The organism is Cytophaga sp. FL35 (genome assembly GCF_014349235.1).
In the GTDB taxonomy this organism is placed as follows: Bacteria; Bacteroidota; Bacteroidia; order Flavobacteriales; family Flavobacteriaceae; genus Euzebyella.
This window is the reverse complement of sequence record NZ_JACSOH010000030.1, coordinates 1-15290: the sequence shown is the minus strand read 5'-3', so window position 1 is coordinate 15290 and position 15290 is coordinate 1. Positions and strand designations below refer to the sequence as shown.

10 protein-coding genes and 1 tRNA gene are annotated in these 15290 nt (G+C 39.5%); 5 read left to right on the top strand and 6 right to left on the bottom strand.

From position 1 onward, the window contains the following. Window positions 1-7: 7 nt before the first annotated feature. Both BIZ36_RS17945 and der read right to left on the bottom strand, forming a co-directional pair. Window positions 8-2767, bottom strand: a complete 2760-nt coding sequence (locus BIZ36_RS17945) for an outer membrane beta-barrel protein (RefSeq protein ID WP_187459276.1) — start codon at window positions 2765-2767, stop codon at window positions 8-10. 133 nt (window positions 2768-2900) lie between these two features. Then, the gene (gene der / locus BIZ36_RS17940) at window positions 2901-4205 is read right to left on the bottom strand and encodes a ribosome biogenesis GTPase Der (protein WP_187459275.1); all 1305 of its coding nucleotides are present in this window, start codon (window positions 4203-4205) and stop codon (window positions 2901-2903) included. A gap of 81 nt (window positions 4206-4286) precedes the next feature. Between der and BIZ36_RS17935 the strand changes: the two genes are divergently transcribed. Beyond that, window positions 4287-4793, top strand: a complete 507-nt coding sequence (locus tag BIZ36_RS17935; protein WP_187459274.1) for a GTP-binding protein — start codon at window positions 4287-4289, stop codon at window positions 4791-4793. Between the two features lie 56 nt (window positions 4794-4849). On the opposite strand, the gene BIZ36_RS17930 is transcribed toward BIZ36_RS17935, so the two are convergent. The 4 genes from BIZ36_RS17930 to BIZ36_RS17915 form a co-directional block, all read right to left on the bottom strand. Further along, a complete protein-coding gene (locus BIZ36_RS17930; RefSeq protein WP_187459273.1) occupies window positions 4850-6373 on the bottom strand; it encodes a choice-of-anchor I family protein in 1524 nt (507 codons plus the stop codon). Window positions 6374-6459: 86 nt separating this feature from the next. Continuing rightward, window positions 6460-7347, bottom strand: a complete 888-nt coding sequence (gene era / locus BIZ36_RS17925; RefSeq protein ID WP_187459272.1) for a GTPase Era — start codon at window positions 7345-7347, stop codon at window positions 6460-6462. A gap of 3 nt (window positions 7348-7350) precedes the next feature. Continuing rightward, entirely contained in the window at window positions 7351-7821 is a 471-nt protein-coding gene (locus BIZ36_RS17920; protein WP_187459271.1) for an RNA methyltransferase, read from the bottom strand. Beyond that, on the bottom strand, window positions 7808-9172 hold the full coding sequence (locus tag BIZ36_RS17915) for an alanine/glycine:cation symporter family protein (protein ID WP_187459270.1): 1365 nt from the start codon (window positions 9170-9172) through the stop codon (window positions 7808-7810). The genes BIZ36_RS17920 and BIZ36_RS17915 overlap by 14 nt, the downstream gene beginning before the upstream one ends. Window positions 9173-9360: 188 nt before the next feature. On the opposite strand from BIZ36_RS17915, the gene BIZ36_RS17910 reads away from it, so the two are divergent. The 4 genes from BIZ36_RS17910 to BIZ36_RS17895 all read left to right on the top strand — a co-directional run bounded on the left by BIZ36_RS17910 (window position 9361) and on the right by BIZ36_RS17895 (window position 15217). Further along, window positions 9361-9433, top strand: a tRNA-Met gene (locus BIZ36_RS17910). A gap of 43 nt (window positions 9434-9476) precedes the next feature. After that, window positions 9477-10754: a tyrosine-type recombinase/integrase gene (locus tag BIZ36_RS17905; protein ID WP_187459269.1), complete on the top strand. Its 1278-nt coding sequence runs from the start codon at window positions 9477-9479 to the stop codon at window positions 10752-10754. Between the two features lie 834 nt (window positions 10755-11588). Then, complete coding sequence (locus tag BIZ36_RS17900) at window positions 11589-13475, top strand: hypothetical protein (protein ID WP_187459268.1); 1887 nt, start codon at window positions 11589-11591, stop codon at window positions 13473-13475. After that, window positions 13475-15217, top strand: coding sequence for a hypothetical protein (locus tag BIZ36_RS17895; protein ID WP_187459267.1), 1743 nt, complete (start codon window positions 13475-13477; stop codon window positions 15215-15217). The genes BIZ36_RS17900 and BIZ36_RS17895 overlap by 1 nt, the downstream gene beginning before the upstream one ends. Window positions 15218-15290 lie beyond the last annotated feature (73 nt).

Sequence of the window (15290 nt, the reverse complement as noted above, 5' to 3'; positions counted from 1 at the left end):
ACCGCTATTAAAGCCTTCTAAACCGGCCTCCCCGAGATGGTTTTGCACCTCCAAACTGGTCAAATTTATAGGTAAAACTTCCCATAAAATAGCGTTTCAACACCGTACCCTGAAAATCTTGGATAAAGTCTTCACCCGTTGTTCTTCTGGTGTTGATATTTTGGTCCAAAAGGTCGTAAGCCAACACCTTGACAGTTCCTTTCTTATTAAGAATTTCAAGGCCTAAGCTCATGTTCCAAAAAACTGCATCCTTTTTAAAACCGGGTCCTACATTTCCGTTGTATGTATAGCGAATATCATTACCAAAAATTACATTTTTTGGCCAATAGGTAGTTAATCTCAGACTGGCATTCTGGGAAGTGAAATTAATATCCTCTACACTCTCCAAATTGTACCGGGTGTTATTAAAAGATATACCGTAGCCGGGCTCAATTTCCAAAAGCTCCTTGTAATTATAAGTGATGGAAAGGTTGGGAGAAACATCCATACTTTTGGCCTCCAATCTCACCCCATTGGTAAAACTCACCTGTTTGCCAAAGCTCATACCCGGTCTTACATTGAATTTAGCTGTAAAAACACTGTCTTTTTTAATCTGTTTGGAGTATCCGAACCCTGCCCATCCATTGTAATTTCCATCAATATTGGTGAAACGGGTTGTCCTAAGAAAATTTTCATCTGTTGTGGAAATGGCCGAAACCCTGTCTTTTTGAAAGTTCATATTGAAATAGGCATACAAACCGGTACGATCTTTCCAATTGAAATCATTGTAATTAAAGTTCACATTATGGTTGACCTCCGGAGAAAGCTCTGGATTACCGATAACCACATTAAGTGGATTACTGACATTGGGAACCGGCTGTAACTGATTTACAGACGGCAAATTTAAATTAGATCGATACCTTGCAAAAAATCGCTTATTTCTACCCAAAGAGTAGCGCATTCTAGCATTGAAAAGCAGATTTTTATAAGATTTGGAGAAATTGGAATTTTGTAGAAAATCTTGGTTACTCAAATCCGTTAGCTTATACTCGGCTCCTATCCTAAAATTGAGTTTCTCCCCGTTTCGTCGAATACCGATTGCCGGAGTTTGCTGAATATTCTTAAAATTGAAATTAGAACTCAGCTCTTCGTTGAACAGCAGATAATCTCCTTGTTGCTCATCAAAATCATTAATTTGCTTGCTATTTTCACGGTCATCGTGGCTGTAGGTATATTCCAGATCCAAAAAGAATTTTTCGGTAATCGGATGGCGGTACTCTGCCTGTACTTCATAGCTGTTACGTTTATTGCTTACCTCGGTAAGTTGGTTAAGCTCTTGCGTTTCGGCATTTTCCCCATATACTTCCCTAAGTGATGCCAAGTTGGAAACATCTCTATTCTCATTATTGTTGTTGGAAAACCGAATACTTACAAACCTACCGACGGTATCCAACTTTTTAATAATCTCGAGTCTATTGGAAAAATTTCTCTGAAAACCATCACTAACGGTGGTTCTATTGTTTTCATTGATCAGGTTTCCAGATGCATCCGTTGTTACCGAAGTATTGAAGTTATAACTGTCCGTTCTATTGACACTCATAGAGGGTTCAAGGGAAATACGAAGGGTTTCATCAATATCAAATTCCAAATTGGCCGCACCTCTATTGGAATTGGTAGTGCCCAAGAAATTACTCTCACTATCTGAAAAGAAGCGGCCGTTGGGCAAAATATTTTCCCTGTTTGTCTTTTGGTCGTTAAAAGAATCGCTGTAGCCAAAAAAGTAATTTCCATCTACTTCATATGTACCTTTTTTGGCATTGGCATAGCTCCCTCCAATATTGGAGGATGTGGTAATTCCGTTTCCAAAATTATTGATGAGCCCAGATTCGCGAGCGCCGTCATAACCGCCTCGTGTATTGCCAACCATATCATAAATTTCATCAAAAGAAAAGCCGGAGTTATTGATGTTGTTGCTACTGGCAATAAAACTCATTCGCTCCGTATCATTGAAATAGTTGAGCAATCCGTTAAGTTGGTAGCGCTCATCGGTTCCGTAACCAGCTGCCGCCCTCCCAAGTATTCCTTTATTCTTATCCTTTTTAATGGTCAAGTTGATGGTCTTGCTTTCACCATCCCCATCTTCCCCGGTAAACTCCTGAGTTTTGGTCTTGGAATCCGTAATCTGGATTTTGTCTATTACTTCCTTGGGAAGACTTTTGGTTGCTACCTTGGGGTCATTACTAAAAAACACCTGACCGTTAACCAACACCTTGTTTACCTCTTTCCCGTTGACGGTAATCTTTCCGTCACTATCTACATCTACCCCCGGAAGCTTTTTTAAGACATCCTCTACATTGGCATCAGGTCTGGTTTTGAATGAATCTGCATTGAACTCAAGGGTGTCCTTTTTCACTTGAATGGGCACACGTTCGCCAACCACGTTTACCCCTTCCAATTCCTGCGCTTGAGGTTCCATTTGAATTGTTCCCAAATTGGTAGAAGGTTTTACCTCCAAATTCATGGTTAAGGGTTTGTAGCCATTATAAGAGACAAAAAGGTTGAGTCTTTTTAAAGAAGTACGCTCTTCCAGTTCAAAATACCCGTTCTCATCAGAAATTGTATAAGCCACTAAAACGCTGTCCTTTGGAGACTCCGCATAAATGGTGGTTGCTTCCAAAGGATTTTGGGTACTCGCATCTTTGACCGAACCGGTAATCTTAAATTCTTGTGCCGTTAAATAGGGGGATAAAAAAATGCACAGAACAAAAGCGAAAAAGGCTTTGTTCATGGGTATATCTGTTTAGTGGTTTTAGTTGTAATTGGTATAGACCAAAAATAGAAATCCATTAACAGTATGTGGCGCACTTAACAAAAGTTTGTGTTTTTTCACAAAATGTTTGAAAAGCTTAAAAGTGCCGAACCTATTTTTTCCTCATGAAAACCGTGACGGGAACGCCAGTGAAATCAAAATGCTCGCGCAACTTATTTTCTAAGAAACGCTTGTACGGATCCCTGACATACTGCGGTAAATTACAGAAAAAGGCAAACTGCGGATAAGGAGTGGGCAATTGGGTAATAAACTTGATTTTCACGTATTTATCCTTGTATGCAGGAGGTGGTGTTTTCTCAATGATGGGAAGCATTACATCATTTATCCGCCTTGTCTTAATTTTTTTGGAACGGTTTTTATAAACCTCCACCGCTATTTCAATGGCCTTATAAATTCGTTGTTTGGTCAGGGCCGAAATAAAGATAATAGGTACATCTACAAACGGCTCAATGGCTTTTTTAATCTGCTTGGTATACTGCTTAATGGTATTGGTCTCTTTATCCTCTACCAAATCCCATTTGTTCACTAAAATTACAACGCCTTTGTTATTACGCTGGGCAAGCCAAAAAATATTCTCTACCTGGCCGTCAAAACCACGGGTGGCATCAAATAGCAAAATACATACGTCACTGTGCTCTATGGCTCTAACGGAGCGCATAACCGAATAGAATTCAAGGTCTTCCTTAACCTTTCTTTTTCTACGAATACCGGCGGTATCCACTAAATTAAATTCAAAACCGAATCGGTTGTACTTGGTATCTATACTATCCCTCGTTGTACCGGCAATATCCGTCACAATGTAACGGTCTTCACCGATCAAGGCGTTGATAAAAGAGGATTTACCCGCATTTGGCCTTCCTACCACAGCAAAACGTGGCAATTCACTTTCTTCATTCACTTTCTCCGGAAGCACTTCCACTAAGGCATCCAGAAGGTCCCCGGTTCCACTACCATTTATACTGGAAAGCGTGTAAAACTCCCCTAGACCAAGAGCATAGAACTCCACGGCATCTTCTTCTCTCATGGCATTATCAACTTTGTTGATTGCCAAGAATACCGGTTTGTCCACTCTACGGAGCAACTTTGCTACATCCTCGTCCATTCCTGTAACCCCGGTTTCCACATCCACCATAAAAATAATGGCGTCCGCTTCATCAATGGCCAACTCTACCTGCTTATCGATTTCCTTTTCAAATACGTCATCGCTACCCACTACGTAACCTCCAGTATCAATTAAGGAAAACTCTTTTCCGTTCCAATCACTTTTTCCGTAGTGCCTATCTCGGGTAACGCCACTAACGGCATCAACAATGGCCTCCCTCCGCTGTATCAAACGGTTAAAAAAGGTGGACTTTCCCACATTAGGCCTTCCCACAATAGCAACGATAGCACTCATACCTGCAATAATTTTGCGACAAAAGTACTACTAATATTTTAACGAATTATGTATCTTCTTCTTTCTTAAAAGTCCCTGACCATGAAAGCCTTGCCCAATGACATTGTTTTAAGACCGAGATTTCAATTGGAACTGGCGCAAACGAAGGAAACACTGCTATCCGCCTTTGAAAAATCCGAAGAAAAACCGTTTATAATTAGAAGGTTGGACGACCATGTTTTTATCAAATTCAATTCAGAGCGTGTTCATTTTTGGTCCCCTCAATTACATCTGGAAATAAATGTATACAAAGACGACCAAAGTAAACTTTACGGTCTTTTTGGCCCCAATCCTACCTTATGGACATTCTTTATGTTCCTGCATTTTGGGATTGCTACTGTTTTTATCATATTAGGCATTTGGGCGTATTCCAGTGCCATATTAAATCGTCCGTATGCTCTCCAACTCAGCTTAATGGCACTTATGGTTATCATTTGGTTGGCACTTTATGTTTTTGGGCGGGTTGGAAAACACAAAGGGAAACCACAGATGCACGAGCTATACTCCTATATGCAAAGAATATTGGAAAGCTCTAACAAAATACCATAAAAACCCTTACCAGAATGGATAAGGGTTTGTCCCAAAAAAAGTGTACTAAAAATTTACTATTTGATTTCGTAGATAGAAACGGTGTTGCTTACTTCGTTAGTAACAATCAACAAGTCTTCCTTTGTAGGACTATCTTTTGCGGGCACTACCAATAGACCTTCAGGAGCCACATCCTGCGCATCGAATATCCAATTGACAAACTCAGGTGCATACGGATTGGAAATGTCGTACACCATCACGCCACCTGTACGTTCCAGCCCAACGAACAACAATGTTGAACTACCTACTTTTAGGGTAGTCACCGCTTCCGGCTCAGCTCCTTTGTCGTCGCTGCGACCGTCGGCTTCGCCCTCATCGGCATTGAAATACGAAGGATTCAATTCAAAAGTTTTCCTTCCTAGGTCGTCTCCACTATCATATACCTGTGTTCCGTAAGTATCCCATATCGTGAAAGAACGCGTACCGTAGGAATAAATCTTATCAAAATCTCCATCACCATCAATATCGCCGTTGGCTGTAGTGGTTTTTAACCTTCCTAAATTCTCATCCATTTGAAGTTCCTCGGCATTGGGGAATACGGTGGCATCCAATTCTAAATCTTTTACCCTTTCTTCCTCAGAATAGCCATCATAATCCCTGGCATCACCTTCATTAGCGGTAATCAAGTATTCGCCTCCTTTCACCTTTGCAAACGCAATGGCATCGGGCATATAGAAACCGTATACCGGCCAATTCTGGAAGTTACCCACCATATCATCTTCATTGCTGGCATCCAAACTATTCATAGGCAAGGAATGATCTTTTGTTCCCAACCCGTATATATTAGTAATGCTCATGGACTTTAAATCGACCACCGCAATACCGTTGTTCTCTTGTAAGGTTACGTAGGCATAACGGCTATCATCAGAAATAGCGACGTATTCCGGTTCCACATCTTGGGCAAAGCTCGCACCCGGCCCAAAAACCCTAAAATCATTACCTATACCTTCTTGGCTGAAATTAGCAAAGTAAAGAGTAGCTACTTCGCTCTTATTTAAATCGATAACGGAAATCGATCCTTCGGGATCCACCGTATAGTCATCATTAGGCTCCCCTTCGTTTGCCGCAACGATATAATTTCCGTTCGGTGAGAAGGCAACCATATCAGGCAGTGCACCTGCAGTATATGTTTCTACCATCTGAAGGGTTTCGGTGTCATAGGTTACGATGGTTCCATTTGCCTGCTTGTTGGCATCTTCGACCGCTACGGCCAATAGGCCTTTATGAACGGCCACGCTGTTTGGAGTACCATTCAAAGGTATACCTGAAAGTTTTACGGACATGCCCGGATTTGAAATATCCCAAACCGAAACCTCATCATCATTGGGATTTACGATAAAAAGTTTGTTCGTTTTGGCATCAAAGGCACTGATTTCGGCAAAGCCTTCATCACCTTCACCATTACTAAAAGTTCCTATTTTCTCAAAGGTAAGTGCGGCTACGTCCTTGTCATTATCCTGACCAGGCATGCCAATGTAATCTTTAATGCAAGAAGAAAGTGCAGCTCCTGCAACCAGGGCTGCTAATAGTGATTTTTTCATAGTACGGTATAGTTATTTATCTAAAAACGAATATGATCAAATACCGTAACCAAAAAGTAAGCTCAATAATAAGCTAATGTTATGATTTAGTTTTGGTTGTACCCAAAACGCTTGAGTTGACGCACATCACTACGCCAATTTTTGTTGACCTTTACATAGAGTTCTATGTGTACCTGCTTACCAAAAAATTGCTCCAGATCCTTACGGGCTTCCATACCCACCTTTTTTAAAGCGCTGCCTTTATGGCCTATTATTATTCCTTTTTGGGAATCTCTTTCCACCATGATCACCGCCCGCATGCGAATGATATCTTCGTCCTCTATGAATTCTTCTGTTTCAATTTCTACCGAATATGGAATCTCCTTTTTATAATTCAAAAGAATTTTCTCGCGGATGGTCTCATTGACAAAAAATCGCTCCGGTTTGTCCGTCAATTGGTCTTTGGGATAATAGGCCGGCCCTTCGGGAAGTAATTCGATGATGCGTTCAAATACATTTTTGATATTGAAATTGCTCAAGGCCGAAATAGGGTGCAACTCTACTGTAGGCAAAAGGTTTTGCCAGTATTGCACTTGTTCTTCCAACAATTCTTGAGTGGCCGTATCCACTTTGTTCAAAAGCAACAGTACGGGAATTTTGCTATTCTTTATTTTTTCAAAAAAAGCCTCGTCCTTTAAAGCTTTCTCCCCTATTTCTACCATGTAAATAAGAACATCGGCATCTTCAAATGCCGTTTTGACGAAATTCATCATACTGGATTGAAGCTCATAGGCCGGTTTGATTATTCCCGGGGTATCGGACAAAATCACCTGAAAATCTTCTCCATTGACAATACCTAGAATTCGGTGTCTGGTGGTCTGTGCTTTGGAAGTAATAATGGATAATTTTTCGCCCACAAAGGCATTCATCAAAGTAGATTTACCTACATTGGGGTTTCCAATAATATTTACAAATCCTGATTTATGCTTTTCCATACCTTATCTTTTGTTAAACCTGGGTTTTGGTAAATTTCTATCGTACATCACGATACTTCCGGCCACGGCGACATTCAAACTTTTTACCGACTGGAAACGTACCAAATGATGCGATTTTTTACAGGCCTGAGCGGTGAGCCCATGGTCTTCGGCCCCTAATAAATAAACACACCTTCTGGGATGGTGAAAGGTCTCCAGATCCACGGCGTTCTCTGTCATTTCTACCCCTACCAACATGGCCCCTTTAGGTAAATTTCCATAAAAATCATCAAAAGTATCGTAGTGGAAATAGGGCATGGCCTTTACTGCTTGGTGGGTATCGCTCGATTGTTTCGCATACCTGTTTCCAATGGTAAAAATAAAACTGGCACCCAAATTTTGAGCGGTGCGCCAAAGCACCCCTAAATTTTCCGGTGTCTTTCCGTTCTGGATGCCAATTCCAAAAAATTCATGTTCAAAATTATCCCTGCTCACCTTTTAACCTCTGAAAATACTTTTTAGCCTCCTTATTTACTTTAGGAGCCAACAAAAGTACGGCAATCATATTGGGTATTACCATTAATGCATAGGAAAGATCAATGAGGTTCTTTACCAATTCCAAAGAAGCCACCGCTGCAAAAACAATCATGATGACAAAATACCAGTTGTAATACTTGCCTATTTTTGGGTTCGTCAGAAAAGACAAACACTTCACCCCGTAATAGGAATAGGTAAACAAGGTGGACAAGGCAAACGCGGTAACGATGAGCATTAAAAGGTCATCGCCATAACCAAAAAGGGTCTTTTCAAAAGCGGAAAGGGTCATAACAATACCGCTACCGTCCTCTAAATAAGCGCCACTTAAAATGATTACGACTGCGGTGAAAGTACATACCAAAATCGTATCAATAAATGGACCTAACATGGCCACAAGCCCTTCTTTTATAGGACTATCGGTTTTTGACTGCCCATGGTACATAGGGGCACTACCCAAACCGGCCTCGTTGGAAAACATGGCCCTACGGATACCGATAATTACTAGCCCCCAAAAGCCTCCAGTCACCACCGTTTTGAAGTTCCAGGCTTCGGTAACGATCATTTTTAAAGAAGGAATGATTTGGGAAGCATTTAAAACCATCACCACCACTACGGCCAATAAATAGACCAAAACCATAAAGGGAACTATGGCCGAAGCCACTTTTGCAATTTTTGTCAGTCCCCCGAAAATAACAAAAGAAGTTACAATGGCCAGTACAAAACCAATACCCAACTGCCAATTAAAGGTTCCAAAATTGGCAATGGTCTCATTAGGCTCTACAACGGTCATAAAAGTGTCCGTGAACTGGTTTGCCGTAAAAACACCTAAAAAGCCAAAAAGTCCGCACACCGCAAAAAACAGGGCCAGAGGCCGTGCCTTCTCCCCTAGGCCTTTAGTAATATAATACATGGGGCCGCCTTGCAATTTACCATCGGCATCCGTAGTTCGGTACATCACAGCCAAGCTACAGGAATAGAATTTGATACACATACCAATGAGGGCCGTGACCCAGATCCAAAACACCACCCCCGGACCGCCATCATGAATGGCAATGGCCACCCCGGAGATATTTCCCAATCCCACAGTGGCAGCAACTGCAGCCGATAACGCTTGAAACGAACTCACATCACCCTGTGCTGTTTTGTCATCATATTTACCTGCCGTTATAGCGATGGCATGACCAAAAAAGCGATAGGGTAAAAACTTGGAATAGAAGACTAAGAATAGTCCCCCACCGATTAAAAGAATAAACATGGGCCACTCCGTAAAAGGTAGCGCTCCCGAGATTAGGTCGTTAATTAGTTCCATAGGCAATGTAGCAAGTCTCGAAGGTATACATTTTAGGGGTTTTATGGGCGGATAAAAAAAGATTCTCGAATATGTTTTGATAATACAATAAAACGGTTGTATATTTGCTGCCCGTTACGAACAAAGTAGCGGTCTTCTTGGCAGAGTAATGAACTGCAGCAATGATGCAAGTGAGAAGAAACCCATATCGCGGGGTAGAGCAGTAGGTAGCTCGTCGGGCTCATAACCCGAAGGTCGCTGGTTCGAGTCCAGTCCCCGCTACTAGATTAACCCATTGACTGACAGTGTTTTGAAACTGTTGCCAATGGGTTCTTTTTTTGATATATTGCAAAGCGCATACGCTACCGCATACAAACACGGTTTGAAGAAGAGATACACGGAACCGAAGATCTATCATGGCGGGGATGATTTCGACCTCTCCAAAAGGTGGTATGTCTACTACTCCTTCGCCAAACCCGACCATTTCGACAAACTCGGAAATCCCGTGTTGGTTCGCCAGACACCAGTTACGATGAGTGTCAACAAGAATTTTAAGACCAAAGCGGAAAGGTTATTACACTTAGGGATCATCAAGGAGGTTTTGCTGGAAATGTTGAAAGAAGGATATTCTCCTTACAAGGACAAGCTTAAGCTAAATTCAAAATCCTTGGAATATACGGCTGAAGAGGCACTGGATTATGCGTACGGCATAAAGCTCAGTGAACTTTCGGAAACTTCCGTCAAAGATTACAAAAGCCGATATGGCAGGTTTAAAACTTATTTGGATAAAAAGAATCTACTTGACAAAAGTATTCTCAGCGTTACCAAACAAACCGTAAACGATTATCTCCAGAGTATCGTCAAAGCTTCAAGCGCAAGAAACCGGAACAACACCCGTATCGTACTAAGTTCGTTATTCGGCGAACTAGAAGATAACGATATCATCCCAAGAAATTTTATCGAAAATATCAAGGTACTCAACACGAAATCGGTAAGTCATAAGACCTATTCGTTGAAAGTTCTGGAAGGTTTGTTCGCTTTTATGAAGGAAAACGACCCACTTCTATTGCTCTTCGTAAAATTTGTTTCCTATAATTTTTTACGACCAATTGAAGTATGTAGACTTAGGTTAAAGGATATTTTTCTTTCTCAAAAACTATTGCGCGTTCAGGCAAAGAATAAGCCCGAGAAGACTAAAATCATACCTGATATCGTTCTTCGCGAAATTCAGGATTTAGACTTCTCTGTACAAAATCACTTTTTGTTTACGCCTACCGGCATTGGTGAATGGGAAGCCATAGAATCAAGTAGAAGGGATTACTTTACAAAACGGTTTTGGAAGCTTAAAAAGAAATATAACGAATATCTAATTGCAACCGGGGAAACTCTACAGTTGGGAAGTGAATATACCATCTACTCCTTTAGGCATACGTTTATAACGCTACTTTTTAGGAAGCTCAGAAAAGACTTTACGTATACCGAAACTTGTGATAAGTTAATGCTAATTACAGGCCATTCCACTCTAGATGCGCTTAAGGCCTATTTGAAGGATATTGATGCAGAGCTTCCGGAAGACTATAGTGGTTTGTTCTCTTTAATTTGAGGCAAAATATTGGAGAACAAGGTGGTTTTCCAATCAGTATATGCTTCTTGACCTGTCCAAAGTTTTTCATTGTTGTTATCATGAAAAACTTTTTTGCTTAGAACTGGTCCACGGAGATGTTTTATTCAGTTCTCACTGCAATACTAAAGGAGAATTAGGATACCCGGAGTATACATAAGTTGAAAAAATTCTTATATCCCATTACCGTAGAAGTGAATTAAACTCTTTACAAAAAGCGGATTTTGTAAAGAGTTATGTTTTTTTGATTATAGTCTAGGGAGTTTAAGCCTAATCCTAGTACTATGACCAAAAGGCATAATGTAAAGAGTTCTCAAAAGAAAGAGGCTATTTATAGAAAGGGTTACTGAAACATCCTGACATGGCAGTATGACAAAACCCTTAGTTGTCAAATTTCAAACTCCTCTTGAAGCGGAACAAAACTCTAAATGTTAATTTAGTTCAAGCGAACTTGACGCCGAAGTTTTTATTGGGAATGGAGCGTCTCCCATATTTCAATGGAGTAACGAAATGGAAATCCAAACTTTGGGATTGGGTTCAAGATAATATGTAGAGAGGCTCTTTACCAGGAATGTAATTTAGAGACAATGTCCTTAGCGCCATTGTGCACGAAAGGTAAGTGAAAACTTTAGTTTAAGGTGCTGGAGAAACCTCTTAAACGAATAAGACCATTGTATATGCTCCATTGAAAAATAGCCTATCATTTTTTTCTAGCTAGAATGTCTTTTTCAAGGAATTGCCTGAATACCTACTATCTTTATAGTAGGCTATCACAAAAAAAATATACTAGTAAATACTATAAACAGCAGAGGTTAAATGAATCAACAGGAAAAAGGTTTTATCAACAGATTGATTACTAAGGTCTTTGAGACCAAAAAAACTCAATTTAAAAAGGCCGAATTGGAAGGAGTGGATATCCTAGTTAAGCTCAAAATATTAAAGCACTTACAAGAAGTACCGGATTTACTAGAACTGGAAACAAATTCTTTCTTATTTAATCAATCCCTTTATGATTTGGCGGAGGGCAGAATTGGCAAAAAATTCCCAAATGATATTTCGCGTTCGTTTGCCATGGTGGACGGACTTGAGGAAATATTAAAAAAAGAGAATGATATTAAACCAAATGTAATTGGCTCCTATAGTGCTATCCTTAAAGGACTAAAGGGCTATATCTTATTCCAGTTGGAAAAGAACGGTGTAGATATTGCTGATTTTTACAAGCGGATTATTGGTCCTTCTCAAAAACATGAAAATCATCTTTTTTTATTTGATGATTGTTTTTTCAGGTTCTTACCTCATTCGGGATATGATGCTGAAAAAATATTGGGGATATGTGATGAAGTTTTGGACAAAGGTGATTCACATTACGTCCTTTCATTTGCTAGGGAATTATGTGCGAATAATTTGCACCTAGCGAAAAATCTATATTTTGTCAGTTCCAAAATGAAGTCACTTCGACATCCTGTGTTTCTGACAAATTTGGCCGTAGGTCTCTTTAACAACGGACATACAGGAATATTCTCGGAGTTTGAGAAAATAGTGGAAACGAATCCCGAAGAAGGCTATCGTTTTTTTAGTGCCATTGAAATTAACACTAAAAAAGTACTTTATAAGGTTTATCGGTTAGTCGAAAAAGAAAGTGCCGAAGCGGCGTATCAACGCCGAACAAATATTCTTGGCAATATCATTGAGAGCCCATTAACATCTAAAACGATGCGGGCGAAATGTTTCAAGAAGATCAATAGCTTCTTCGCATGCAAAAGCGACGATGTTGCCCATGCAGTAATATGGAGCGTAGAATTCATAAAAGGTTACGAAGAAAATAAGTATAAGTTGCTCATCTCTTACCTTAACCGAACTTCAAATTTTAAGATTCTTGACAATTTCTTTTTTAGGTTTCAAAACCCAAGTTACCTATTCCGCTTAATAAAATCCTGTTATTATACTAAATGGGGTAGAAATTCAATTAAATTTTTTGAGAATGCAATTTTGCATTTTTGGTCACAGAATCTGAAGGAGACCCAAAATGAAATTCTCGCTATGTTCGATCCAAGATTCAGATTAGGGCTTCTGCCTGTGGAAATTATCATGTGCGGCCATGGTCATCCATTACCCATCGATTTACAATTATTAGATTCGAAAAATAAACAGCTAAAGGCTGTCGAATGTTTTTGTTTATATCCTCATTCGATCAATGAGTTGATACCAATATTGATAAAACTGCGAGAATCGCCATTTCCAGAGGTCGTTACTTATTTAAAAGATGAACTTGCACAGTTGGTCTTTGATTCATACAATACCATGCTTTATAAATCTATAACAGATTTGTTAAGTACATCGAAAGAAGACAAACAGTTTCTTGCTCCGATCAAGAAAGCGTTGGATGTATACAATGAAGTGAAAAAGATGAAATCCGCTGTGCACGATGTTAACCCTCATGAAAATGAAAAGGAGCTTATGAATCTATACTATAGTCTCGAACATGAACAAAGGGCAAAAATGATGGATAGCATAGGAAAGGGGGAGGGGTCTTTTTTTGGATTTGCAAAGAATACCGTAATCGTGAGAGGCAACAGTTGGAAAATACAGGGGCGTGAGGAAGTAATGCCTTTGGGAACGGTAAAATCGGAACATTGGTTAGACGCTAGGGCATATCGTAACCCCGATTTATTTGAAATGAATTTGAAGAAATTTGATAGTTAATGGATATCAAACCAATTATTGTTCAGAAATATTTAGAATCCTTAAAGGAAGACAAAGAGTTGGATGCTATTTTTCCCATGCTTCTCCAATCCATGGGGTTTGAAGTGTTGTCAACTCCAAAGGAGTACAAAGGCTTTTCCCAGTATGGAAAGGATTTAGTTGCGGTTAAGGATGACGATGATGGCACTAAAAAACGCTTTTATTTTGAACTTAAAGCGGGAAATATAGATGGTAGAAATTGGAATAACGGGCCAAATGGTGTAAGAGAAACGCTCACAATGACTATTGACCATGATTTTGAGACTACTTACCCCAAGTTCAAAGATTTGCCGATCAAGGTCGTTTTGGTATTTAATGGTATGGTGTCCGGAAAAACGAGGGAGCAGTTAAACGGTTTCGTAAAAAAGGAATTTCATGATAAGGGTACTGAATTCGTAGAATGGAACATCTACAAGCTGACCGAATTGTTTGCTGACAAACTCTTTGGAGAGTATCTGTTGACTGATATTAAGACCACAAAACTGTTTAACCGTATTCTTGTCAACCTGAATACATCGGATGGGGTATCCGACGATTTTGTGGAGTTGATAGATGTAATATTGACCAGAAAAACTTTTAAGGGTTCCAAGAAAAAACTTCCTCGAAAGTGGATTTTATTGTTTGAATCACTGCGTTTAATTTCCTTAATAATATATACGGAATCCAAAGAATACAACAATCTTGACATTGCCAAGCGTTACCTTACCCACCTACTACTGAGATTTTGGTACTGGATTTTAAAAAATAAGCTTGAATCAAATCAAGTGGTCATGGGGTATTTCCAGCAAATCCTCATTTTCTACTACACTCTTTTATGTGAATATCTCAAAAGGACGATGCCGTTTGCCCGGTTAAAGGATGGACTGGCAAGTAATGAATCCGGTCGATATGAAGAAATAGGATACACATATAGAACGATTCAATACTTACAAACACTATGTTTTACACTTAATTTTGAAAGAACTTTTAATCCTAAATTCGATTTTAAAAACGCGAACAAGGCTTTGGTAGAAGTAATTAATCAAAATTCGGTTTCTGCCCGAGTTCTTTTAGACATTGATTCAATAGTAATATTGGACATTATTAACCTTCTATTAAATTTAGGCGATGTTCAAAGTGCCAAAAATTACCTTAAACAAGTTCTGGGATACATACGTCATGCAAAAAGTACATACGGAAGATTACCAGATGCCAATAATAATATAAGAAGTGTCATCGAGCTGACTATAAAGGGAGAGAAACCTATTTATTACATCGATTCAACCTCTCCTCTAATTGCTACCTTATTGGAATACTTGGCCCTATTTGATATGGAAGATGAATTCTATTTGTTAAAGGAGTTTGTCAAGGAGCACGATATAGACCTTGGGATTTTCGTTCCACATCATAGCTTGAATTCTTCCTCCAAAGAATTAATCGAGGATACCGAGAACGACCTTGAAGAGCAGCTGTTTTCCAAATCGGTTCGCGATGGTTATCAAGCCGAAATCAGTTTCAGAAAAGAAAACACATTGGAGGCCACCATAACTTTTGAAGAATTTCAAGAGCTGCTCTTTAAGAGAAAAGATGAGTTTACTTATGAATATAGAACTGATAAAGCAGGTTATCCTTTCTTAAGAGATTTGGCACATCATTATTTTCACACGCCCTATTTTCCCGATACTTGGAGAAATATAAGTTTAAACTCCAAAATTTCTACCTGATTAATGCAAGAACTTAGGAGATTATTTTTGAAAGTTAGTGAGAATCAGGCGGCTCAGGATCTTAAATTCATAC